The 24,442-nt window shown below is 71.3% G+C and carries 18 protein-coding genes; 6 read left to right on the top strand and 12 right to left on the bottom strand.

What is annotated here, in order from left to right; translation table 11 throughout:
* Positions 1 to 45: 45 nt before the first annotated feature.
* The 4 genes from KUM44_RS18135 to KUM44_RS18120 form a co-directional block, all read right to left on the bottom strand.
* Entirely contained in the window at positions 46 to 1,260 is a 1,215-nt protein-coding gene (locus KUM44_RS18135) for a serine/threonine-protein kinase (protein ID WP_217208985.1), read from the bottom strand.
* Positions 1,261 to 1,365: 105 nt separating this feature from the next.
* Entirely contained in the window at positions 1,366 to 3,078 is a 1,713-nt protein-coding gene (locus KUM44_RS18130; RefSeq protein WP_217208983.1) for a serine/threonine-protein kinase, read from the bottom strand.
* A 162-nt stretch (positions 3,079 to 3,240) separates the two neighbouring features.
* Positions 3,241 to 6,240, bottom strand: coding sequence for a protein kinase (locus KUM44_RS18125; protein WP_217208981.1), 3,000 nt, complete (start codon positions 6,238 to 6,240; stop codon positions 3,241 to 3,243).
* A gap of 185 nt (positions 6,241 to 6,425) precedes the next feature.
* Positions 6,426 to 8,564 (bottom strand): serine/threonine-protein kinase, encoded by a 2,139-nt coding sequence (locus KUM44_RS18120; protein ID WP_217208980.1) that lies wholly within the window; start codon positions 8,562 to 8,564, stop codon positions 6,426 to 6,428.
* A 195-nt stretch (positions 8,565 to 8,759) separates the two neighbouring features.
* Here KUM44_RS18120 and KUM44_RS18115 point away from each other — a divergent pair, with 195 nt between their 5' ends.
* The gene (locus KUM44_RS18115) at positions 8,760 to 9,869 is read left to right on the top strand and encodes a serine hydrolase (protein WP_254389687.1); all 1,110 of its coding nucleotides are present in this window, start codon (positions 8,760 to 8,762) and stop codon (positions 9,867 to 9,869) included.
* Between the two features lie 80 nt (positions 9,870 to 9,949).
* On the opposite strand, the gene KUM44_RS18110 is transcribed toward KUM44_RS18115, so the two are convergent.
* The gene (locus KUM44_RS18110; protein WP_217208978.1) at positions 9,950 to 11,656 is read right to left on the bottom strand and encodes a glycerol-3-phosphate dehydrogenase/oxidase; all 1,707 of its coding nucleotides are present in this window, start codon (positions 11,654 to 11,656) and stop codon (positions 9,950 to 9,952) included.
* A gap of 263 nt (positions 11,657 to 11,919) precedes the next feature.
* On the opposite strand from KUM44_RS18110, the gene KUM44_RS18105 reads away from it, so the two are divergent.
* Complete coding sequence (locus tag KUM44_RS18105) at positions 11,920 to 13,128, top strand: nucleotide sugar dehydrogenase (RefSeq protein ID WP_217208976.1); 1,209 nt, start codon at positions 11,920 to 11,922, stop codon at positions 13,126 to 13,128.
* Positions 13,129 to 13,547: 419 nt separating this feature from the next.
* Here the strand turns inward: KUM44_RS18105 and KUM44_RS18100 are convergent, their stop codons facing one another.
* From KUM44_RS18100 to KUM44_RS18085, 4 genes are all read right to left on the bottom strand, one after another.
* Positions 13,548 to 14,672 (bottom strand): GuaB3 family IMP dehydrogenase-related protein, encoded by a 1,125-nt coding sequence (locus KUM44_RS18100; protein WP_217208974.1) that lies wholly within the window; start codon positions 14,670 to 14,672, stop codon positions 13,548 to 13,550.
* A 116-nt stretch (positions 14,673 to 14,788) separates the two neighbouring features.
* A complete protein-coding gene (guaB, locus tag KUM44_RS18095) occupies positions 14,789 to 16,291 on the bottom strand; it encodes an IMP dehydrogenase (RefSeq protein ID WP_217208971.1) in 1,503 nt (500 codons plus the stop codon).
* A gap of 142 nt (positions 16,292 to 16,433) precedes the next feature.
* Positions 16,434 to 17,021, bottom strand: coding sequence for a sigma-70 family RNA polymerase sigma factor (locus KUM44_RS18090; RefSeq protein WP_030046446.1), 588 nt, complete (start codon positions 17,019 to 17,021; stop codon positions 16,434 to 16,436).
* 331 nt (positions 17,022 to 17,352) lie between these two features.
* Positions 17,353 to 17,964, bottom strand: coding sequence for a response regulator transcription factor (locus KUM44_RS18085; RefSeq protein ID WP_003948568.1), 612 nt, complete (start codon positions 17,962 to 17,964; stop codon positions 17,353 to 17,355).
* A gap of 381 nt (positions 17,965 to 18,345) precedes the next feature.
* On the opposite strand from KUM44_RS18085, the gene KUM44_RS18080 reads away from it, so the two are divergent.
* The gene (locus KUM44_RS18080; protein WP_030046445.1) at positions 18,346 to 18,678 is read left to right on the top strand and encodes a WhiB family transcriptional regulator; all 333 of its coding nucleotides are present in this window, start codon (positions 18,346 to 18,348) and stop codon (positions 18,676 to 18,678) included.
* A 50-nt stretch (positions 18,679 to 18,728) separates the two neighbouring features.
* Here KUM44_RS18080 and KUM44_RS18075 read toward each other — a convergent pair whose 3' ends face one another.
* The gene (locus KUM44_RS18075; protein ID WP_217208969.1) at positions 18,729 to 19,634 is read right to left on the bottom strand and encodes a LysR family transcriptional regulator; all 906 of its coding nucleotides are present in this window, start codon (positions 19,632 to 19,634) and stop codon (positions 18,729 to 18,731) included.
* Positions 19,635 to 19,715: 81 nt separating this feature from the next.
* On the opposite strand from KUM44_RS18075, the gene KUM44_RS18070 reads away from it, so the two are divergent.
* From KUM44_RS18070 to KUM44_RS18060, 3 genes are all read left to right on the top strand, one after another.
* Positions 19,716 to 20,384 carry an MOSC domain-containing protein gene (locus tag KUM44_RS18070; protein ID WP_217208967.1) on the top strand — a complete coding sequence of 223 codons (669 nt, stop codon included), beginning with the start codon at positions 19,716 to 19,718 and terminating at the stop codon, positions 20,382 to 20,384.
* Positions 20,385 to 20,481: 97 nt separating this feature from the next.
* A complete protein-coding gene (locus KUM44_RS18065) occupies positions 20,482 to 21,255 on the top strand; it encodes an SDR family oxidoreductase (RefSeq protein ID WP_217208965.1) in 774 nt (257 codons plus the stop codon).
* 113 nt (positions 21,256 to 21,368) lie between these two features.
* Positions 21,369 to 22,061, top strand: coding sequence for an ester cyclase (locus KUM44_RS18060; RefSeq protein ID WP_217208964.1), 693 nt, complete (start codon positions 21,369 to 21,371; stop codon positions 22,059 to 22,061).
* 69 nt (positions 22,062 to 22,130) lie between these two features.
* Here KUM44_RS18060 and groL read toward each other — a convergent pair whose 3' ends face one another.
* Together groL and groES are read right to left on the bottom strand one after the other, a co-directional pair.
* The gene (gene groL / locus KUM44_RS18055; protein WP_217208963.1) at positions 22,131 to 23,759 is read right to left on the bottom strand and encodes a chaperonin GroEL; all 1,629 of its coding nucleotides are present in this window, start codon (positions 23,757 to 23,759) and stop codon (positions 22,131 to 22,133) included.
* Between the two features lie 130 nt (positions 23,760 to 23,889).
* Positions 23,890 to 24,198: a co-chaperone GroES gene (groES, locus tag KUM44_RS18050; RefSeq protein ID WP_003998759.1), complete on the bottom strand. Its 309-nt coding sequence runs from the start codon at positions 24,196 to 24,198 to the stop codon at positions 23,890 to 23,892.
* Positions 24,199 to 24,442 lie beyond the last annotated feature (244 nt).

Genomic DNA, 24,442 nt, shown 5'->3' with positions numbered 1-24,442 from the left:
TTTCCGGTCACAGAGCCGTGACTCGGGTCGCCGCTTATCTCCCGTTTATTCGGAGTTGGTGGCCACGGGACTCGAGAAGGTGGACGAGGAGGACGGGCCGGGCGTGCTCGGCGCGTTCGGCGCGTTCGGCGCGTTCGGCGCGTTCGGCGTGCTCGGCGCGTTCGGCGCGTTCGGCGTGCTCGGCGTGCTGGACGGGCTCGCGGTGCCGGGTTTCGTCGAGGGGCTCGTCGGCACCGAACTGGCCGGCACCACACCCCCGTCCCCGCCCCCGTTCACCAGCAGCGCCGCCGCCGACACCCCCGCCACCGCCATCGCGGCGACCAGCACCACGGTGGCCAGCATGCTGCGGGTCGACTGCCGGCGCTCCGCCGGGACGCCGCCCGGCATGGCGGCGACGGTCCTGCCGAACCGTTTCGGCACGGACACACCGCCCGTCTCCAGGAACTCCCGCAGCATCCGCTCGGCCTCCGCCGCGTCCAGCCGCAGCGCAGGGTCCCGTTCCAGCAGCCCCGCGACGACCGCCAGGATCGGCGCCGCCTGCGCGGGCGGACGTATCTCGTCGGACACCACGGCGAGCACGATGCCGCTCAACGAGTCGCGCCGGAAGGGCGATTCGCCGCTCAGTGCCGCGCACAGCAGCGCACCCACGGACCACAGGTCGGCTGCGGGACCGGTCCTGGAGCCGGACATCCGCTCGGGCGCGGTGTACTCGGGCGAGCCGACGAAGGACCCGGACTCGGTGAGCGTGGAGGTGCCCGGCACCTGGGCGATGCCGAAGTCGGTGAGGACGACCCGGTCGGTGCCGTTCTCGATGAGCACGTTGGCCGGTGTGATGTCCCGGTGCAGGACCCCGGCGGCGTGGGCCGTGCGCAGCGCGCTCAGCAGGTCGACGCCGATCCGGGCGGCCTCGTGCGCGTCGACGGTCCCGTGCGCCGCGATCCGGTCGGCCAGGGAGTCCCCGTCGACCAGTTCCATGACGATGTACGGGCGTTCGTCGTCCTCCAGGATGTCGTGGACGACGATGACGTGCGGATGGCTCAGCTGCGCCACCGCCTGGGCCTCGCGCAGTGTGCGCTCGCGCTGGCGCCGCGCCTCGGCCGCGGTGAGGGTCTCGTCGAGAGGGAGTTCCTTGACGGCCACCTGCCGGCCGAGCAACTGGTCGGTCGCCCGCCACACGACGCCCATGCCGCCGCGACCGAGCTGCGCCTCAAGGCGGTAACGCCCCGCGATCACACGGAAGTTGGCACCCTCGGTCCCCATGCGCCCCATCATGCAGCACCGGACGGATCGACTCCGGGGCGCCGATCGGCCAACTCTGCAAAGGAGCAAAGGGTTTCAAAAGCCGCTCGACGGTCCGCCGGACCCTCAGGATCCGCTCGTCTGCCAGCGTTGCAGCACCGCCGTGAACTGCTTGCGCGTGGCCGCCCAGTCCGACTCGGGCGCGGACATGTAGATCGCGTACTCCGTGCCGTCCCGGTCGATGTACGCCTGGTCGATGGCCCGGCGCGGCCCGGGGAAGGGCGTGTCCTTGGCCAGCGCGGTCCACGTGTACTCCCACAGGGAGCCCTCGCGGTCGCGGTAGAGGTCCTTCTTCAGGTACACGGTCTCGTAGTCGACCAGCTTCCGCCCCAACTGCTGCGCCAGGTCGCGCTGGTGGTCGTAGGCGTTCGCGAAGTCGGGCGAGGTGTCGACGGCGATACGGACGAAGTGCTCGCCGCCGTCGGGCGTGTAGTCGACCTGCTGGAGGCCGTCGATCTCCTTGCCGACCACCTCCCGCTTCCAGCCCTTGGGCAGGTAGAGGGTGAAGCCCAGGGGGTCCTTGTAGGGGACCCAGGACGAGGGGTCGTCCGCCTCGGGGCTCGGCGACTCGCTCGCCGTGGGGTCGGGCGGGGTCGATACGGACGGGTCGCCGCTCTGCGGCCCCCATGTCTGGAGCACCACCGCGGTGCCCCCGCCCACGATCGCCGCGAGCGCGACGACGAGGGCGAGCGTACGCAGCCGACGACGGCGCCGGGACGGCCGGCCGGGCGCGGCGCCGGTGCCGCTTCCGGTACCGCTACCGGTACCGCTGCCCGCGGTGTCGTACGGTCCGCCGATCACCGTCGAGCCCGCCATCGGCGGATACGGCGTGCCGGTCGCCGCGGTCGCGGCCCCGGTGGGTGCGGTGGGCGCGGTTCCCCCGCCGTACGTGGACCCTGTGCGCGGCTCCGGCTCGTAGCGGGTGCTGTGCTGGGTCGGCACGTATGCCTGCGCCGCGTTCGGCCGCCTTCCCTCGGCCGCCTCGGCCAGCATCTGCTCGGCCTCGGCGGCGTCGGGCCGGGTGGCCGGATCCTTGCGCAGCAGGGCGCTGATCACGGGCGTGAGCGGGCCGGCGTGCTGGAGCTCGGCGGCCTCCTCCTCGACGACGGCCTGCATGGTGCCGAGCGGCGAGGTCCGGCGGAAGGGCGAACGGCCCTCGACAGCCGTGTAGAGCGTCGCGCCGAGCGCCCACAGGTCGGAGGCGGGACCGGGGTCGTGGCCGCGGACGCGCTCGGGGGCGAGATAGTCGACCGAGCCGACGACCTCGCCGGTGCGGGTGATGGTGGTGTCGCCCTCGATCTGGGCGATGCCGAAGTCGGTGAGGAGGACGCGGCGGTCCTCGGCGAGCAGGACGTTGCCGGGCTTGATGTCGCGGTGCAGGACGCCGGCGGAGTGGGCGGCGCGCAGCGCCCGCAGCACCCACAGGCCGATCCGGGCGGCCTCGGCCGGCTCGACGCGCCCCTGCTCCTTGACCGCGTCGGCCAGCGAGTGCCCCTCGACCAGCTCCATCACGATCCACGGCCGTCCGTCGTGCTCCAGCACGTCGTGCACGGTGACCACGGCCGAGTGGTTGATGCGGGCGGCGGCGCGGGCCTCGGCGCGGGTGCGGGCGAGCAGCCGCTCCTGGTCGCTCTCGGAGACATAGAGCGCCGCGGTCAGCTCCTTGATCGCGACGGCCCGGTGCAGCACCTCGTCGTGGGCACGCCACACCCGCCCCATACCGCCGCTGCCGATCGCGTCGGCGAGCCGGTAGCGGCCCGAAACGAGCTGGCCCTGCATCTGATTCACGTTGCCCCGCAATGCTCTTGACAGGGCCAGGTTAAGGACCGGCCGACGCGACCGGAACCACGGGGGTGCCAAGGAGACCGCACTGTGATGGTTGTCGCTTTCGGCGCCGGGAAGCAACCTGGAGCGGCTGTCACACAGGGTTCACGGACGCAATCACCCGGTGACCTGATACGTCGCCGACGCCTGCTCGAACAGCCGCGTCACCTCGTCCCGCTCGGCCTCCGGGCCGCGCACCTGCACCACGTGGTACCGCCCGTCGACCAGGATCGCGACATTGCGCACGAACAGCTCGCGCCCCTGGTCGTCGGTCCAGGTGAACTGCCCCTCGGCCATGACCCGCTCGCCGACCTGAATGGTCTTCAGCCCACCCGAGGAGGCCCAGCTGGAGTCGCGGTAGGGCTGCAACTCCCGCTCGTGCTCCCGCTGGTAGACCATCGGGTCGCTGCCGTACTGGTCCGCGGTGTCCCGGCCCGCCACGACGACGAGGTCGAAGTCGCCGTGCGAGTACACGACCTGCCCGCTGCCGTTCTCCGGGGTGCGGTTCCACCCGTTGGCGACGGCGATCTGGAACCCGGCCGTGTCCTTGCGCAGGGTGAATCCGTCCGGGACGTCGGGGTCGTCGGGGCTGTTGGTCTGAGTCTCGGTCGAACCGGCAGACTCCGAGGGGTCGTTGCCGGATCCCGGGGAGGTCTGTTCGGGCCGTGGCTCACTGCTCGCCTCGGCGGACTGCTCGGGTTCCGCCCCGTCGGCCCGGCCCGCGGCGCCGCTGCGGCCCGCGTCGGCCGGGGCGCCGTCGCCCTGGTCGGCCTTCGGCATGAACAGCATGGCGTACGCGATGGCCGCGGCCATCCCGAGCAGCACGAGCACCAGCAACGTACGCCCGAGCCTGCGGGGCGAATGCTCCGCCTCCCGCCTGGCCCGCTTGTGCCGCCCGTGATGCGCGGGCAGCCCGGCCCGCCGTCTGCGCACCAGCTCGCCCCGGCGCCGCACGATCGGCAGCCGGTTGGGGTCGACCGGCGGGGCGGCGACGACATGCGTGCCGGCCTCCGGCTCGGGCGCGGATCGCACGAGCGAGCGCAGCCAGCCCCGCAGCTCCTCGAAGTCGAGGCGCTCGGTGGGGTCCTGGCGCAGCAGTGACTCCACGACCGGCCTGAGCGGCCCGCACTCCTCGGCGAAGGCGGGCGGCTCCGCGCACACCATCTGCACGAGCTCGGCCGTCGACTCCTCCGGATACGGCGCATGCCCCTGCACGGCCCTGAAGAGCAGCGCGCCGAGAGCCCACAGGTCGGTGGCGGGCCCGATCGGCGCGGCAAGCTGCCAGTTCTCATGCACCGGCCCGGCCTGCTCCGGCGCCCACCGCTCGGTCACCGGTCCGACAACGGCCATCCGCGCCTGCCGCGCCCGCTCAGCGGCGAGCGCGGTGGTGGGTCCACGGTGAGCGGGGGTACCGGTCACGAGGTCGTCCCAGCGGGCTGGGGGGTGAGAGGCGGGGCCACCGGCGGTCACGCCTCGCGCGGAGGACCCGGGCGCACCTTGCGCGGAGAACCCGTGCGCACCTTGCGCGGGCACGCCCTGACCAGGCACACCCTGACCGGGAAGGCCACCGGCGCCAGGGACGGTGCCCCCCGGCACGGGAACGCCGCCCGCGCCTGGAGCGGGGGAGCCAAGACCGCCCTGCCCGGGCACGCCGTGCGGGGGAAGGCCACCGGCACCAGGGACGGTGCCCCCCGGCACGGAAATGCCGCCCGCGCCTGGAACGGGGGAGCCGAGACCGCCCTGCCCGGGCACACCGTGCGGGGGAAGACCACCGGCACCGGGGACAGAAACGCCCGGGGTCGGGGAGCCGCCCGCGCCCGGGGCGGGGACGCCTGTGGGGAACGCCTCGCGACTGGCAGCCGTGATGCCGCCTGCCATCGGCCCTCCGGCGTCCGGTCCGGCCGCGGGGAGTGCCGTACGGCCGCGCCCGTCGTCCGTCGGTGCGCCGGGAGCCCCGCTTCGGGGTGCGGCACCGGGCCAGGAGGGGGCCTGTACCCCGTACGGGTCTGCGATCCGGCCCGGGGGCGTGGCGGTGCCGCCGCCGGAGCCGTACGGCTGCTGCGCCGCGCCGTCGGCCAGGGCGGCGGGGCCGTCCTCGGGCGCCGGGCGGGCGCCGGGCAGCGCGGCGCGCCCGTTCTGCTGCGTCTCCTGCACCCGGGCCGCGGCTCGGGCACCCGCCCGGTATGCGGCGATTGCTCCGGCCCGCGCGGCCCTGATGTCCCCGCCGGTTTCCAGGGCACCGCCCGGCGCCTCGGTCCCGGTCCCGGTCCCGGTGCCCGCGTCGGCCCCGGGCACCGGCAGCGCTCCGGCCGCACGCGCCTCGATGGCGGCACGCCGAGCGGCCTCGGGGTCCGCACCGGCCACGCCGGGTCCACCGATCGCCGTCTCACCCGCGCGTGAGCCGGGAGGCACGAGTCCCCCCGCGCCGCCAGGCCCGCCACCGAAGGTCCCGGACGCGCCGCCCCCGCCCCCGCTCCCGTCACCGTCCTCGACCGGCACCGGGTCATACCCGCACAGCGCCTCCTCCGCGGCCCCGACCGCGAGCCCGGTGAGCATCACCCGGCCGTCGTCGCAGACGAGCACCGTGCGGGCGGTGATGTTCCGGTGGACCCAGCCGTGCGCATGCAGCACCCGCAGCGCCATGAGGACGTCGGAGGCGACCTCGGCCGCCCGATACGGCGTCAGCGGCTTCTCGGCGAGCAGCGCGGCCAGCGGGCGCGCGGCCACGAACTCGCTCACTATCCACAGCGAACCGCCCTCGGCGAACACGTCGAAGACCTGGTCCAGCCGCGGATGGTCGGGGATCCGCGCCGCGGCCTGCGCCGCCTCGACCGCCCGCCGCACGGCGGGCTCGCTGGGCCGACGCGTACTCACCCGGGACGGGGAACGCCGCCCCGCACCGCGCTCCCGCGTCTCCCGTGCCGTGAACCCGTCGGGCAGCCCCTCGGCGTCCAGCACCTCCGCCTCGACGACCTCGGGCAACGGCACCTGCCGAACCAGGACTTCCTGACCGCTGTAGGTGTCGAAGGCGCGGGTCTCGGTGAGTTCGTACTCGTCCGAGGGCGGCAACGGCAGGCGGTAGCGGTCGGCTAGCACCCGACCCGCATAGTCGTCCACGTTGCCTCCCCCGGCCGCCCGGTTGGTCAATTCCGTTCGTCTTGCGTCCCGTTCCGGACGCACGACCAAATGCGTACGGTCCGCAAGCATTCACGATACGTGCCGGAGGCAACTCGCAAAGCGGGGTTGCCGGATCTCACGACTCAATCCCGGCCGTCGCGAGGCCAAACCGAATTCCGCTCACTTCACGACTTCGGCTTGAACGATTCCGTCAGCGTCTTCCACGTGTCCTTGCGCAGCCCACTGTCCCAATTCGAAGCTTTCGCCGTGTACATCAGCGCATGTCCGAGATGGTCGTTCACCACGAACCCACGGTCGATCGTGCGGTACTTCGTCCCGCCCTCGACATAGGTGAACTCCCAGTCGGCCGTGTTCCAGTCGCGGTAGTTCACCTCCTCTATGCGGATGCGCTTGTACTGCGAGCGGACCATGCCCTGTTCCTGGTTCTTCCAGTCCGTCACCGGGTCGCCCTTCGGCGTGGAGGTCCAGGCGACGAGGAGCTTCTGCCCGTCGGGCCCGGTGAACCGGTCGCCCGCCGACGCCGAGGACTGGAACTTCCACCCCTCGGGCAGCCCGATCGAGTACCCCTGGCCCCCCTTGTGGGTCGAGGCGACCTTGCTGTCACCCCCGGACCCCGCCTCGGCACCGCTCCCACCGGTCGCGCTCGCCTCGGCGCTCGGCGTCTTCCCGGACCCCGACCCGGTCGTCGCGGACGCGGACTTCTCGCCGTCCGCCCGAGTGCCGTCGTTCTCGTCCGTCTTGGTGCCGGCACTGGCGCTCGCCTTGGCGGAAGCCTTGTCCCCGCCGCCGTTCGCCGATGACTTCGAGCCGCCGTCGTCACCGAACACGAGGGCCAGCACCACTCCGAGCACGACGAGCGCCACGGCCACCGCGATGATCACCAAGGTCCGCTTCGGCACCACATCGGTGAGCGGCGCCCTCGGCACGGGCCGCGGCGGCAGATCCGGCGGCGTCATCACGGGCCACCCGGAACTGCGGCCCCCGCTCTGCCCCTTCGCCGACTCCGCGTCCCGCTCACCGCCACCGGAAGAGTCGCCGACGCTGCCGCCGGCACCGGGGCCGGCCCCGGACCCGGCCCCGGCATGCGAACCGGCAGCGGCTCCCACCGCCCCAGCCCCGGAAGCCGGGCCCGAACCCGAACCCCCGGCCTTCGACGACGCCCCGGCCCCGCCCACTCCCGTGGTTGCCCCACCGGACTGCGAGACAGCCGTCTCACTCCCGGACTTGGTACGAGTGGCGCCCGCACCGGCCGCCCCCGCACCCGCCGCGGCCTTCCGCACGGAACGCAGCGCCCCGCGCAACCGCTCCCCGGCCTCCTCGCCCCGCTTGCTCCCGGACCCGGCGCCCGAACGGCCCTTGCGCTCGGGCGCACCGGGCTGCGGCGGCAACGGCACGACCTTCGTCGCGTCCGCCGGCTCCGGCTCGGCCTTGGGCGCGGGCGCATGGATGACGGCGTTGAGCATCGCCCGCGCACCGGCGTCGTCGAGCCGCTTCTCGGGGTCCTTGGTGAGCAGACCGTAGATGACGTCCTTCAGCGGTCCCGCGTTCTTCGGCTCCTCCAGCGGCTCGGTCATCACCGCCGTGAGCGTCGCGATGGCGGAACCCTTGTCGTACGGCGGCGTCCCCTCGACCGACGCGTACAACAGCCCGCCCAGCGACCACAGGTCGGCCGCGGGGCCCGGCTTGTGACCGCGGGCCCGCTCCGGGGAGATGTAGGAGGGCGCGCCGACGAGCATGCCGGTCGAGGTGATGGAGGGGTCGCCCTCGACCTGGGCGATGCCGAAGTCGGTGAGCACGACCCGGTCGGTGTCGGACTCCAGCAGGACGTTCGACGGCTTCACATCACGGTGCAGGATGCCCTCACGGTGCGCGGACCGCAGCACGTCGAGCACGGCGAGGCCCACCTCGGCCGCCCGCTTGGGCTCCAGGAGACCGTCCTCGCGGATGACCTCGGCGAGCGACTTGCCCTCGACGAGCTCCATCACGATCCACGGCCGGTCGTCCTCGTCGACCACGTCGAACACGGTCACAGCGCTGTTGTTGCGGATCCGCGCAATCGCCTTGGCCTCACGCAGGGTGCGCGTGATCAGCCGCCGCTTCTCCTCCTCGTCGATGTTCGACGGGAACCGCAGCTCCTTGACGGCGACGGTCCGCCCGAGCGTCTCGTCGACGGCACGCCACACCGTGCCCATGCCGCCCCGGCCGAGCACTCCGCCCAGCCGGTACCGCCCCGCGAGGAGACGCTCGCGGTCGTCCTGCCGAGTGTCCTGACGAGATGTCCCCGCCCGCTCCGCCTCCGACATGAGTCCCCTCATACAACCCGCCCTGACAGAGCCTCCATTGTCTCTCACCCGACAAGTGCCCGACGCCCAGGGTGCCCCTGGTCCCGCCACCCGACCGCGCGGCCCGAGCCTTGAGCGCACAGCGCGCCCGAGGCCCGGTGAATCGTGCGTTCCGCTTGACCGGCATGATGAGCCGCGACAAGGGAAGGAACCCACATGGCACGACCGGCGATGCCCCTGCTCCGCGCACCGCGGACACTGGTGGCCCTCCCCGTGGCCCTGGCGCTCATCGCCCTGGTGGCCCCGGCACTTCTCGGTCTGTCCCCCACCTCCTCCTCGGCACGCCTCGCCTCGTCGTCCTCCACGGCACGGGCCACGGACTCCCTGCTGCCGCGGCTGCTCACCCGGGGCAAGGCCCCCGCCGCGGCCCTGCTGGCCCGCGAGGCGACCGGTACCCATTACGCCGGGGCCGGCCAGGGCATCGCCCGCGCCGACCACTTCCGGGCCGGCAGCATCACCAAGACCTTCATCGCGACGGTCGTCCTGCAACTGGCCGCCGAGGGACGGCTGTCGCTCTCCGACCCGGTGGAGCGGTACCTGCCGGGCCTGGTGCGCGGGGCGGGCAACGACGGGCGCGCGCTGACCCTTCGTTCCCTGCTGACCCACACCAGCGGCCTGTACGACTTCACCGCCGCGACCGGGGGCGCCGTCCCCCTCACACCGCTTCAGGCCGTGCGCATCGCGCTCACCCACCCCCCTGCCGAACCCGGCACCTTCTCCTACTCGAACACCAACTACGTCCTGCTCGGCCTGGTCATCGAGCAGGTCACCGGCCGCTCCTACGCCGCCGAGACCGAGCGCCGCGTCATCGCTCCGCTGGGTCTGACCGGCACTTCCTTCCCTGGCTCGCGCACCTCCCTGCCCTCTCCGCACGGCCACGCCTACGCCACCGACGGGACCGATGTCACCGAACTCGACCCGCGGGTGGCCGGCGCCTCGGGCGAGCTGGTGACCACGCTCGCCGACCTCGACCGCTTCTACGCCGCGCTGCTCGGCGGCCGCCTGCTGCCCCCGCGCTGGCTGCGCGAGATGCTCGACACCCGTGCCGCACATGGCTCGTACGGCATGGGACTCTTTCCCGTGAAACTGCCCTGCGGCACCGTCGTCTGGGGGCACAACGGGCGCATCTCCGGCAGCTACGTGCGCTCCGCGGCCACCGTCGGCGGTCGTCGTGTACTGACCTTCCGGGTGAACACGACGGCGATAGCGGATCCCGGTCTCGAACCCCGGCTGCTCGCCGCCGAGTTCTGCCCTCGCACCAGGTAGAACGGTCGGGGTTCGAGCGGAGATCCCGCCTTCCGTCATCCGTTCGAGTGACGTTCCCGTGTCCGGGCAGTTGGCATGCCCTACAGCGGCACGATGTCCGGCGCCCCCAACCGCGCCGCGTCCGCCGTCAGATCGTCCGGCTGCCGCTGCGACTCCCGCTCGGCCTCCACCCGCTTCTCGTAGTGCTGGATCTCGCGCTCGATGTGGTCCTTGTCCCAGCCCAGCACCGGCGCCATCAGCTCGGCCGCCTCACGGGCGCACCGCGTCCCCCGGTCGAACGTCTCGATGGAGATGCGCGTACGCCGCGTCAGGACGTCGTCCAGATGCCGCGCGCCCTCGTGCGAGGCGGCGTAGACGACCTCGGCGCGCAGATAGTCGTCGGCGGACTGCAGGGGCTCGCCCAGGGTGGGGTCGGCGGCGATGAGTTCGAGCAGCTCCTCCGCCAGCGAGCCGTACCGGTTCAACAGGTGCTCCACCCGGACCACATGAATGCCCGTCCGTGCCGCGATCCGCGCACGCGCGTTCCACAGCGCCCGGTACCCCTCCGCGCCCACCAGCGGAATGTCCTCGGTAACGCACTCGGCGACCCGCATGTCGAGCCCGTGCACCGCCGCGTCCACCGCGTCCTTGGCCATCACCCGGTACGTCGTGTACTTGCCGCCCGCCACGACGACGAGCCCGGGCACGGGGTGCGCCACGGTGTGCTCGCGCGAGAGCTTGCTGGTGGCGTCCGACTCGCCGGCGAGCAGCGGCCGCAGGCCCGCGTACACGCCCTCCACGTCGTCGCGGGTCAGCGGCACCGCGAGCACCGAGTTCACGTGTTCCAGCAGGTAGTCGATGTCCGCGCTGGACGCGGCCGGGTGGGCCTTGTCGAGGTCCCAGTCGGTGTCGGTGGTGCCGACGATCCAGTGCCGGCCCCAGGGGATGACGAACAGGACGGACTTCTCGGTGCGCAGGATCAGCCCTGTCGTGGAGTGGATGCGGTCCTTGGGTACGACCAGGTGGATGCCCTTGGAGGCGCGCACGTGGAACTGCCCCCGCTCCCCCACCATCGACTGGGTGTCGTCGGTCCACACACCGGTCGCGTTGACGATCTGCTTGGCGCGGATCTCGTACTCCCCGCCCGCCTCGACGTCCTGCACCCGGGCCCCGACGACACGTTCGCCCTCGCGCAGAAACCCGGTCACGCGCGCGCGGTTGGCGACTTTCGCGCCGTAGGCGGCCGCCGTGCGCACGAGGGTGGCCACATAGCGGGCGTCGTCCATCTGGGCGTCGTAGTACTGAAGCGCGCCGACGAGGGCGTCCTTCTTCAGCGCGGGGGCGATGCGCAGGGCGTGACGGCGGCTCAGGTGGCGGTGCAGGGGCATCCCGCGACCGTGGCTGCGGGCCATTGACATGACGTCGTAGAGCAGGACGCCCGAACCGGCGTACAGGCGCTCCCAGCCCTTGTACTGGAGCGGGTAGAGGAAGGGCACCGGTTTCACCAGATGCGGGGCCAGCCGCGACACCAGCAGCCCGCGTTCCTTCAACGCCTCGCGTACGAGGGCGAAGTCGAGCATCTCCAGATAGCGCAGGCCGCCGTGGATGAGTTTGCTGGACCTGCTGGAGGTGCCCGACGCCCAGTCACGGGCCTCGACCAGGCCGGTGGACAGTCCGCGGGTCGCCGCGTCGAGGGCGGTGCCCGCGCCCACCACGCCGGCGCCCACGACCAGTAGGTCCAGCTCGCGCTCGGCCATTGCTGCCAGTGACTCGGCGCGCTCCGCCGGCCCCAGTGTCGCTGTCCTCACCGCTGCCTCCCGCTCATCGGTCGCGTAGGCCGCACCCGTCGGGCGAAGCCCGCTTCGTACCACCCCTGCCCAAAATTCTGACCGGGTTGCCCGAGTTCAGCCACCACGCGCCCCCAGCCTGTGGACAACACTCACGGAAACGCGATCATTCAATGCCGTAAATCGGTCATATTTACTCCTAGTCTGACATTGCGCTCCCTCGATCTGTCCACAGGGCTTGCGCACCTGCTCCACTTCGGTTACTGGGAAGGACGGCCCACGCCATGCCCGCAGATCTCGCCGTCATCGGACTCGGCCCGTACGGCCTGCCGCTGGCCAAGGCCGCTGTCGCGGCCGGCATCGCCACGCTCGGTTACCGGACCGGGCCCGAGGCCGCCTCCCTCAGCCCCGCGGAACTGCGCCGGATGCTCTCGGGGGGCTTCCGGCACGCCACCAGTCCCGCCGAGCTGGGCCGGGTACGCACCGCAGTCATCTGCGCGCCGACCCCGCGCGGCGAGGGCGGCGGACTCGACCTGAGCCAGGTGGAGGCGGCCGCCCGCACTCTGGCCGCACGGCTGCGCCCGCACACCACCGTCATCCTGGAGTCGCCCGTTCCGCCGGGCACCACCGAGAACCTCCTGCGCCCCCTCCTCGAAGAGGGCTCGGGGATGCGCGCCGGCCGCGACTTCCACCTGGCCTACTCCCCCAGCCGCATCGACCCCGGCAACCGCGACTTCACGCCCACCAACACTCCCAAGGTGATCGGCGGCCTCACATCCGCCTGCACCGAGTCGGCCGCCGCCTTCTACGGCCGCCTCACCGACAAGGTGGTACGCGCGCGTGGCCCGCGCGAGGCGGAGACCGTGCAGGTCCTGGAGACCAACTTCCGGCACGTCAACATCGCCCTCGTCAACGAAATGGCCGTCCTCTGCCACGACTTGGGCGTCGACCTGTGGGACGTCATCCGCTGCGCGGAGACCAAGCCCTTCGGCTTCCAGTCCTTCCGCCCCGGCCCCGGCGTCGGCGGCCACGCCGTCCCCCAGGACCTCACCGCCCACGCGGGCCGCACCCTGCGCATGGTCGAACTGGCCCAGCAGGTCAACGACCAGATGCCCCAGTACGTCGTCCAGCGCGCCGCCGCCCTCCTCAACGAACACGGCAAGTCCGCACGCGGCGCCCGCATCCTCCTCCTCGGCGTCACCTACAAGCCCGACCTCGCCGACCAGCAGTCCACGCCTGCCGAGGAGGTCGCGGTCCGCCTGATGCGGCTCGGCGCCTCCCTCAGCTACCACGACCCGCACATCCCGTCCTGGAACGTCCTGGACCGCCCGGTCCCCCGCGCGGACTCCCTGTACGAGGCCGCCGCCGACGCCGACCTGACGATCCTGCTCCAGCAGCACCGGCGGTACGACCTCCAGGGGCTGTCGGTGAAGGCACAGCTGCTGCTGGACACGCGGGGGGCTACGCCTACGGGGGCGGCGCATCGGTTGTGACGGGGGGCGCGTGTGGGTGGTTGTGCTTCTGAGGCTGGTGGCGCGCCATTCCCTGGCGTCGGTAGCGTACGGACTCGGAGCCTGTCGGCCCGGCGGCGGGCTCCAGCTGGTAATGAGTGTCCGCCCCTAGCTCTTGTGGGGGCGGCCGCTCATCGCTCTGCCGCCAGGCGGGCGATCCGGTACCGCCCAAGAGACGGAGCCCACCGCAGCGGGCACTGCGCCCCAGAGAGCTTGGGTCGCCGATCACGGACACCACCGACTCCCTACGCCCGTTCAGCCCACATTCGCCCCAAACGCAACCGCGCGCCCCCACCAGCACAACGCGCTCCCGTGCAGCCGCCGTTGGGCACGCAAAAGGGCCGGTCACCCCACCCGGAGTGACCGGCCCTTCCCTGACGTATCGGCCGTAGCCGTACCGGCTACCGCTGGTGCTGCGAGTCCGCCACCGTCACCTCGACCCGCTGGAACTCCTTCAGCTCGCTGTACCCGGTCGTGGCCATCGCCCGCCGCAGCGCACCGAAGAAGTTCATCGAACCGTCGGGAGTGTGCGACGGCCCCGCCAGCACCTCCTCGATCGTGCCGACCGTGCCCAGGTGCACCTTCTTGCCGCGCGGCAGCTCCTCGTTCACGGCCTCCATGCCCCAGTGGTACCCCTTGCCCGGAGCGTCCGTGGCACGCGCGAGCGGCGAGCCCATCATGACGGCGTCCGCCCCGCAGGCGATCGCCTTCGGCAGGTCACCGGACCAGCCCACGCCACCGTCCGCGATCACGTGGACGTACCGGCCGCCGGACTCGTCCATGTAGTCACGGCGGGCCGCCGCCACGTCCGCGACCGCCGTGGCCATCGGGACGCGAATGCCGAGGACGTTGCGCGTGGTGTGCGCGGCGCCGCCGCCGAAGCCCACGAGTACGCCCGCGGCACCCGTCCGCATCAGGTGCAGGGCCGCTGTGTACGTGGCACAGCCGCCGACGATCACCGGGACGTCGAGCTCGTAGATGAACTGCTTCAGGTTCAGCGGCTCGTGCGCACCCGAGACGTGCTCCGCCGAAACCGTCGTCCCGCGGATGACGAAGATGTCCACACCGGCGTCGACGACCGCCTTGGAGAACTGGGCCGTGCGCTGCGGGGAGAGCGCGGCGGCCGTGACCACGCCCGAGTCGCGCACCTCCTTGATGCGCTGCCCGATCAGCTCCTCCTTGATGGGAGCGGCGTAGATCTCCTGGAGGCGGCGGGTGGCGGCCTCCGTGGGCAGCTCCGCGATCTCGTCGAGAAGCGGCTGCGGGTCCTCGTACCGCGTCCACAGGCCTTCGAGGTTCAGCACGCCGAGGCCGCCGAGCTCGCCGATGCGGATCGCGGAGGCCGGGGAGACGACCGAGTCCATGGGGGCGGCCAGGAAGGGCAGCTCGAAGCGGTAGGCGTCGATCTGCCAGGCGATCGAGACCTCCTTCGGGTCCCGCGTACGGCGGCTGGGGACGACGGCGATGTCGTCGAAGGCGTACGCCCGGCGGCCGCGCTTGCCGCGCCCGATCTCGATCTCAGTCACGTCTGTGGCCTTTCCCTGATGCGTTCAGCGTCTTCCAGTATCGCCGACGGGCACGACAGGGGCGGCCCCGGTTCATCCGGGACCGCCCTCGATCAAGCCTCACGCGCGCGTACGCGTCACTTACGGCTGTAGTTCGGCGCCTCGACCGTCATCTGGATGTCGTGCGGGTGGCTCTCCTTGAGGCCCGCGGAGGTGATCCGCACGAAGCGGCCCTTGGTCTCCATCTCCTCGATGGTCGCCGCGCCCACGTAGCCCATGGTCTGGCGCAGACCGCCGACGAGCTGGTGCAGCACGTTGGCCAGCGGGCCGCGGTAGGGCACCTGGCCCTCGATGCCCTCGGGCACGAGCTTGTCGTCGGAGGCGACCTCGGCCTGGAAGTAGCGGTCCTTGGAGTACGACCGGCCCTGGCCGCGGGACTGCATAGCACCCAGGGAGCCCATGCCGCGGTATGACTTGAACTGCTTGCCGTTGATGAACAGCAGCTCACCCGGCGACTCCTCGCAGCCCGCGAGCAGCGAGCCGAGCATCACGGTGTCGGCGCCGGCGGCGAGCGCCTTGCCGATGTCGCCGGAGTACTGGAGGCCGCCGTCGCCGATCAGCGGGATGCCTGCGGGGCGCGCGGCGAGGGAGGCCTCGTAGATGGCCGTGACCTGCGGAACGCCGATGCCGGCGACCACGCGGGTCGTACAGATGGAGCCGGGGCCCACACCGACCTTGATGCCGTCGACACCGGCGTCGATCAGCGCCTGGGCGCCGTCGCGGGTGGCGACGTTGCCGCCGATCACGTCGACGCCGACGCTGGACTTGATCTTCGACATCCAGCTCAACGCGTTGCTGTTGTGGCCGTGCGAGGTGTCGACGACCAGGAAGTCCACCCCGGCCGCGGCCAGCGCCTGGGCGCGCTCCAGGGCCTCGGGGCTGGCGCCGACGGCGGCACCGACGAGGAGCCGACCCTCGGAGTCCTTGGCGGCGTTGGGGTACTTCTCCGCCTTGACGAAGTCCTTGACGGTGATCAGGCCCTTGAGGACACCGGCGTCGTCGACCAGCGGCAGCTTCTCGATCTTGTGCTTGCGCAGCAGGTCCATGGCGTCGGTGCCGGAGATGCCGACCTGGCCGGTGACCAGCGGCATCGGCGTCATGACCTCGCGCACCTGACGGCTGCGGTCCGACTCGAAGGCCATGTCACGGTTGGTGACGATGCCGAGGAGCTTGCCGGCCGGGTCGGTGACGGGGACGCCGCTGATGCGGAACTTGGCGCACAGGGCGTCGGCCTCGGCGAGGGTCGCCTCCGGGTCCACCGTGATCGGATCGGTGACCATGCCGGACTCGGACCGCTTCACCAGGTCGACCTGGTTGACCTGGTCCTCGACGGACAGATTGCGGTGCAGCACGCCGACGCCGCCGAGGCGGGCCATCGCGATGGCCATGCGGGACTCGGTCACCTTGTCCATGGCCGCCGAGAGCAGCGGGATGTTCACCCGGACGTTGCGGGAGATGCGGGACGAGGTGTCGACCGCGTTGGGGAGCACCTCGGATGCGCCCGGCAGCAGCAGCACGTCGTCGTAGGTCAGCCCGAGTGTCGCGAATTTACCGGGCACTCCGTCGACGTTTGCAGTCATGACACCTTCCCCAAATGGCCTTGCTCGGTGCGGATGTCCATGCTAACGGGAAGCAAGGGTGGCAAATTCCACGGTTCAGGGCCGCTCCGGGCTTCGTATGTTCGTACGGAATCGGCGCGGCGCCCGTTCACAGGAACGCCGCCTACTGCTCGGCCAGCGCCCGCAGCCTGCTCAGCGCCCGGTGCTGGGCCACCCGGACGGCGCCGGGTGACATTCCCAACATCTGACCCGTCTCCTCCGCGGTCAAGCCCACCGCGATCCTCAGCAGCAACAGCTCCCGCTGGTTCTCGGGCAGGTTGGCCAGCAGTTTCTTGGCCCACTCGGCGTCGCTGCTCAGCAGCGCCCGCTCCTCCGGGCCCAGCGAGTCGTCCGGGCGCTCCGGCATCTCGTCCGAGGGAACCGCCGTGGACCCCGGGTGCCGCATCGCCGCCCGCTGGAGGTCGGCCACCTTGTGCGCGGCGATGGCGAAGACGAACGCCTCGAAGGGGCGGCCGGTGTCCTTGTAGCGCGGCAGCGCGAGGAGCACGGCGACGCAGACCTCCTGGGCGAGGTCCTCGACGAAGTGGCGGGCGTCACCCGGCAGACGGGACAGCCGGGTGCGGCAGTAGCGCAGGGCCAAGGGGTGGACATGCGCGAGCAGGTCGTGGGTGGCCTGCTCGTCCCCGTCCACCGCGCGATGGACGAGTGCACCGATCACCCCTTGGGCATGAGCCGCCTCGTCGTCGCGCATCGGTCCATGGTGCCCTGCGGCCGTATGGTCCGTGGCATCGCGCCCGTTGTTGTGCACCGAAGCGTTATGAGCAGGTGCGCCGGCACTCATCCCCTGCGCCCTCCCCTTCCGCTCGACCGACTCGTCCCCGAGAGACTCCACACCTCAAGGATGCGGCATCGGCCGCGAAACGAGCAGCGGGCACCGGAAGGACCGATTGGCCGACCTCGCAGCCGCGCCCCCAAAGGGGCGCGGGGCAGCATCCATATGCGGCTACCGCCGCGCGGCCGCGACCAGCCACGACGCACCGGCAGCCGCCATACGACATAACGCGGCATCCTCGGTGAGGCGGTTAACGAACCAGACCCCACCGGAAGCCGAGTGCCACGGCGTGCGCCCGGTCCGAAGCGCCCAGCTTCTTGAACAACCGCCGGGCGTGCGTCTTCACGGTGTCCTCGGAGAGGAACAGCTCACGGCCGATCTCCGCGTTGGAGCGACCGTGGCTCATCCCCTCGAGCACCTGGATCTCACGCGCCGTGAGCGTGGGCGCCGCACCCATCTCGGCCGAGCGCAGCCGTCGCGGGGCAAGACGCCAGGTCGGGTCGGCCAACGCCTGCGTCACCGTCGCACGCAACTCCGCGCGCGAGGCGTCCTTGTGCAGATAGCCGCGGGCACCGGCGGCCACCGCGAGCGCCACGCCGTCCAGGTCCTCCGCGACGGTGAGCATGATGATGCGCGCACCGGGGTCGGCGGACAGCAGCCGCCGCACGGTCTCGACGCCGCCCAGACCGGGCATGCGTACGTCCATCAGAATCAGGTCCGAGCGGTCGGCGCCCCAGCGGCGGAGGACTTCCTCGCCGTTGGCCGCCGTCGTCACGCGCTCGACGCCGGGCACGGTCGCGACCGCGCGGCGAAGCGCCTCTCGGGCAAGCGGGGAGTCGTCGCAGACGAGGACGGATGTCATGGCCGCCCTCCGCAGCTGATGCACGTCACCTTGAGCCTCCAGGCTGGTACGAAATCGTCACCTGTGCGGTCGACCGTCTCGGACGCCTGCCCGAGCCCTTGTTCCTTCAACCGCCTCCGCCCTCTCAACGACGGTCACTCGAAAGAGTTACGGGGGCATGTGCCGTCTTCGGCACTCTACGTGAGGGGGCGGACACGGGGCAGACATGCACGACGGACCCTCAACCTTTCATCACAACCCATGCCCCATTCAGCCCTTTTTCTTCCTGTTTGTTGGCGTTTGGGGCTAGATTCGCAATGAGTCATATTTTCATCTTCTTAGATCGTAGATGTACGGTCGTAGACACCGTATCCGCCCAGAACGGCTACAAGGGGTCACGCAATGGCAGATTTCTCCCGCCTTCCCGGACCGAACGCGGACCTGTGGGACTGGCAGCTGCTGGCTGCTTGTCGTGGGGTGGACAGCTCGCTCTTCTTTCATCCGGAAGGCGAGCGCGGTGCGGCTCGGAGCGCTCGAGAGAACTCGGCCAAGGAGGTCTGCATGAGGTGCCCGGTCCGCGCGCAGTGCGCGGCGCATGCGCTGGCGGTACGCGAACCGTACGGCGTCTGGGGCGGCTTGACCGAGGACGAGCGCGAGGAGCTCATGGGGCGGGCGCGCAACCGGCTGGTGTCGGCAGCATCGACGACCAGCGGGGAGGCCGGCTCGCACACCTGAAGGAACGTTTCTGCATCTGAGGGCACGCGCACGCGTGCCCTTCTTCTTCGCTAGCGGGCGGCAGCCCGGGCCAGCTGGTCGAGCGTCGCCGCCACGGCCGGCACCTGCGCCAGGTCGGGCAGCGTGAGCGCCACGATCTCCCGCCGGACCGCCGGTTCCAGCGTCACCATGCGCACCCCTCGCGGCCGTACGGACTCGACGGCGAGCTGGGGCAGGACGGCCACGCCCAGACCCGCGCCCACCAGGCCCACCACCGCCGGGTAGTCGTCGGTGGCGAAGTCGATGCGGGGCGTGAAGCCGGCGCCGGCGCAGACCTCGATCAGCTGTCCCCGGCAGCGCGGGCATCCGGCGATCCAGGGCTCGGCGGCGAGCTCACCGATGGCGACGGGCCCGGCGGAGGCGGTGCGCGCCAGGCGGTGCCGTTCGGGGACGAGGCCTACGAGACGGTCCGTCAGCAGGGGGCGTACGACGAGGTCGTCCCACTCCTCGGCGCCCGCGGCACCCTCGTACCGGAAGGCGAGGGCCACGTCGCAGTCGCCCTCGCGCAGCAGCTCGACGGAGTTCGGCGGCTCGGCCTCCTCCAGGGAGACCCGGGTGCCGGGGTGGGCGGCGCGCAGGGCGGCGAGGGCGGTCGGTACGAGGGTGGAGCTGCCGCTGGGGAAGGAGACCAGCCGGACGCGGCCGGCGCGCAGTCCGGCGATGGCGGCGACCTCCTCCTCGGCGGCGGTGAGTCCGGCCAGGATCCCGGCGGCGTGCCGCACCAGGGCCTCTCCGGCCTGGGTCAGCCGCATCTCGCGTCCGCTGCGGATGAGCAGGGGCGTGCCGACGGATGCCTCCAGGGCCTTCATCTGCTGGCTGACGGCGGGCTGGGTGCAGCCCAGTTCGCGCCCGGCCGCGGAGAAGGAACCGGTGGCGGCGACGGCGCGCAGGACGCGGAGGTGACGGGCTTCGAGCACGGAACCGAGCATAAGCGAGCCTTGGGGAGATCGCCGAATAATGCGTCGACACTTTGGCCACCGCTCCCCTACCTTGCCCACATGAAGCTTCTGTCTGTGAACCTGGGCCGCGCGAAGCCCGTGCCGAACACGGATGACCCCGATGCCGTGACCGGCATCGACAAGCGGCCGGTGGCGGGGCCGGTGCGGGTGGCGGCGCCCGGGCCCAAGGGCATCGGGGGGAGCGGGCTGGCCGGGGACGCGGTGTGCAAGAGGGAGCACCACGGCGGCGACGACCAGGCCGTGTACACGATGGCCCGTGAGGACCTCGACGCGTGGGAGCGCGAGCTGGGGCGGTCGCTGGCGAACGGCGGGTTCGGCGAGAACCTCACGACCTGTGGCCTCGACGTGTCCGGCGCGCTGATCGGCGAGCGCTGGCGGATCGGGTCCGGGGTGGTGCTGGAGGTCACGTGCGGCCGGATTCCCTGTCTCACCTTTCAGGGCCATATGGGTGAGAAGCAGTGGGTGAAGCGGTTCACGGCGAAGGGGGCGCCGGGCGCGTATCTGCGGGTGATCGAACCGGGCGAGATCCGGGCGGGTGACGCGGTGGAGATCATTCACCGTCCGGATCACGAGGTGACGGTGGCCCTCCAGTTCCGGGCGGTGACGACCGAGCGGAAGCTGCTGCCCGGGCTGCTGGCGGCCGGTGAGGCGCTGCATCCGGAGTTGCTGGAGGAGGCGCGGAAGTACGTGGCGAAGCACGGGACCTGACAGGCGCTCACCGCGCGGGTCTTCGCCCGGGCTTCACTGATCGGGAGGGCTTGTGCAGCAAACGGACGCACGCCGTCCCGGTCACTAATCTTGCGCCATGACAACGGCATTGATTACGGGATCGACCGCGGGCATCGGCGCCGCGTTCGCGCGACGGCTGGCGGCCGACGGGCACGACCTCGTCCTGGTGGCCCGGGACGTCAAGCGGCTGCGGGAGCAGGCGACCGAACTGCACGACCGGCACGGCATCGAGGCGGAGGTGCTGACGGCCGACCTGGCGGAGGACACCGGCATCGAGACGGTCGCCGCCCGCCTCGGCGACCGCAGGAACCCGGTCGACCTGCTGATCAACAACGCCGGCTTCGGCAACAAGGGCCGTTACCTCGACGTCTCGATGGCCGACGAGCTGAAGATGCTCAAGGTGCACTGCGAGGCCGTACTGCGGCTGACGTCGGCGGCCGCGGAGGCGATGCGGGAGCGGGGGCGCGGGGGTGTCGTCAACGTCGCGTCGGTCGCGGCCTTCGTGCCGCGCGGTACGTACGGCGCGTCCAAGGCGTGGGTCGTGCAGTTCACCCAGGGGGCGGCGCGGGACCTGGCCGGGAGCGGGGTGCGGCTGATGGCGCTGTGCCCGGGGTTCGTGCGGACCGAGTTCCATGAGCGGGCCGGGATGGGCACGGACAACATCCCGGGGTGGATGTGGCTGGACGCGGACAAGGTGGCGGCCACGGCGCTGGAGGACCTGGCCCGGGGCAGGGCGCTGTCCATTCCCGACCCTCGGTACAAGGTGCTGATGGGGGCGGCGAAGCTGGTGCCGCGGGGGATGCTCGGGGGGATCAGTTCGAGGACGGGGCGGAAGTACGGGCCGCAGTAGGCGAGTTGGCGGCGCCGGCCGGCCTCGGGGCGGGTGAACAGGCGCACGGCCCGTGCAGTGGGGAAAATGGTGCTGTCCAGCCGCACCCAGGGGGGCCGGGAGGCGACGACGTCATGACCTTCGTACAGCTCATCGACTGCCGGACCAGCCGATTCGACGAGATGAACCGGCTGATGGACAGGTGGGTCGAGCAGACCAAGGGGAAGCGGACGGCGACGCACGACATCATCGGGAAGGACCGGTCCGACCCGGCGCACTTCATCGAGATCGTGGAGTTCGCCTCGTACGAGGAGGCGATGCGCAACTCCAACCTGCCCGAGACCGACCGGATCTTCCAGGAGATGGTGGCGCTCTGTGACGAGGTGCCCACGTTCACCGATCTGGACGTGGTGCGCAACGAGCAGCTGAACGTCCAGGCCGCGCGGGCCTTCTTCGAGGCCATGGGCAGGATGGAGCCGGGGCAGATCGGTGACCACCTCACCCGTGACTACGTGGATCACGATCCGTCGTACCCGCAGCCGGTGCAGGGCATCGACGGGATCCGGGAGCAGTACGAGGGGTGGCGGGCCGCCTTCGACTTCACCTTCCGGATCGACGACCAGATGGCCCAGGACGACCAGGTGTGCACCCGGTGGACCTGGGTCGCGCACCACAAGGGCGAGTTCCTGGGGATCCCGGCGACCGAGCAGGACGTGAGCATGCGGGGCATGACCTGGCAGCGGTTCCGGGAGGGCAGGATCTGCGAGAGCCACTGGCTCTACGACCGGGCGGGACTGCTGGAGCAACTGGGGGTACTCGGTCAGTGAAGCCCGCGAAGGGGAAGGCCCCGGTCCCGCGCACACGCGCAGGAGCGGGGCCTTCTTCGAGCGCTGGGCTCAGTGGGCGTGCCCGTGGCCGTGGCCACCGGCGGCGGCCGGCTCTTCCTCTTCCTTCTTCTCGACGACCAGGGTCTCGGTCGTCAGGAGGAGGGAGGCGATGGAGGCGGCGTTCTCCAGGGCGGAGCGGGTGACCTTGACCGGGTCGATGACGCCGGCCTTGACCAGGTCGCCGTACTCGCCGGTCGCGGCGTTGAAGCCCTGGCCCTTGTCGAGCTCGGCGACCTTGGAGGTGATGACGTAGCCCTCCAGGCCGGCGTTCTCGGCGATCCAGCGCAGCGGCTCGACGGCGGCCTTGCGGACGACCGCGACACCGGTGGCCTCGTCGCCGGTCTTGCCGAGGTTGCCCTCGAGGACCTTGACGGCGTGGACCAGCGCGGAGCCACCACCGGAGACGATGCCCTCCTCGACCGCGGCGCGGGTCGCGGAGATGGCGTCCTCCAGACGGTGCTTCTTCTCCTTCAGCTCCACCTCGGTGGCGGCGCCGACCTTGATCACGCACACGCCGCCGGCCAGCTTCGCGAGGCGCTCCTGGAGCTTCTCGCGGTCCCAGTCGGAGTCGGTGTTCTCGATCTCGGCCTTGATCTGGGCGACGCGGCCCTGGACGGCGTCGGACTTGCCGGCGCCGTCGACGATCGTGGTGTCGTCCTTGGTGACGGTGATGCGGCGGGCGGAGCCCAGCACCTCGAGGCCGACCTGGTCGAGCTTGAGGCCGACCTCCTCGGAGATGACCTCGGCGCCGGTCAGGGTCGCCATGTCCTGGAGCATCGCCTTGCGGCGGTCACCGAAGCCGGGGGCCTTGACGGCGACCGCGTTGAAGGTGCCGCGGATCTTGTTCACGACCAGGGTCGACAGGGCCTCGCCCTCGACGTCCTCGGCGATGATCAGCAGCGGCTTGGAGGCACCGGCCTGGATGACCTTCTCCAGCAGCGGCAGCAGGTCCTGGATGGAGGAGATCTTGCCCTGGTTGATGAGGATGTACGGGTCCTCCAGGACGGCCTCCATGCGCTCCTGGTCCGTCACGAAGTACGGCGACAGGTAGCCCTTGTCGAAGGCCATGCCCTCGGTGAAGTCCAGCTCCAGACCGAAGGTGTTGGACTCCTCGACGGTGATGACACCGTCCTTGCCGACCTTGTCCATCGCCTCGGCGATGAGCTCGCCGACCTGGCTGTCCTGGGCGGACAGGCCGGCCACGGCGGCGATGTCGGACTTCTCGTCGATCGGGCGGGCGGTCGCGAGGAGCTCCTCGGAGACCGCGGCCACGGCCGCGTCGATGCCCTTCTTCAGGGCGGCCGGGGAGGCGCCGGCGGCGACGTTCTTCAGGCCCTCGCGGACCAGCGCCTGGGCCAGCACGGTGGCGGTGGTCGTACCGTCACCCGCGATGTCGTTGGTCTTGGTCGCCACCTCCTTCACCAGCTGGGCGCCGAGGTTCTCGTACGGGTCCTCGACCTCGACCTCACGGGCGATGGTGACGCCGTCGTTGGTGATGGTGGGCGCGCCGAACTTCTTGTCGATGACGACGTTGCGGCCCTTGGGGCCGATCGTCACCTTGACCGTGTCGGCCAGCTTGTTGACGCCGCGCTCGAGGGCGCGACGGGCGTCCTCGTCGAACTTCAGGATCTTCGCCATGACAGCGGGAGCCCTCTCGGAATGTGGGTGAAAAAGGCACTGCGCCCCGGGCGCCCGGCTTCTTGTGTGGTCGCGGGGGCCAGGGGCGCAGCTGGAAGCAAAAGGTGCTTCAGAAGGTGCTTCGGGTGAACTACTTCTCGATGATCGCGAGCACGTCGCGAGCCGAGAGGACGAGGTACTCCTCGCCGTTGTACTTCACCTCGGTGCCGCCGTACTTGCTGTACAGCACGATGTCGCCGGTCTTGACGTCGAGCGGCAGACGCTCGCCGTTCTCGAAGCGGCCCGGGCCCACGGCCAGGACGACGCCCTCCTGGGGCTTCTCCTTGGCGGTGTCCGGGATGACCAGGCCAGAGGCGGTGGTCTGCTCGGCGTCGAGCGGCTGGACCACAATGCGGTCCTCGAGCGGCTTGATGGCAACCTTGGAGCTGGTGGTCGTCACGATCCGACCTCCCCCTTCGGAGATCTCACGGGGCTAACTGTCTGAGGTGGCGACCAGGTGGATCCGTCGTCGCGGGTGCCGGACCTGCCCGTCGCGTAGTTGGCACTCTCATCTGCCGAGTGCCAGAGCCGAGACTATGGCGGGGGTTAGCACTCGGTCAAGCGGACTGCTAATTCGCGGCGCGTTCGCCGCGCCGGCTGAGCCGGGTTTCGGGTGACCGGCGTCGCCCTGACCGTCCTGGGGG

Origin of the sequence: Streptomyces sp. AC550_RSS872 (assembly GCF_019049285.1) — a bacterium.
Lineage (GTDB): Bacteria > Actinomycetota > Actinomycetes > Streptomycetales > Streptomycetaceae > Streptomyces.
The sequence above is the reverse complement of the archived record's forward strand: the minus strand, read 5'-3'. Positions and strand labels throughout refer to the sequence as shown.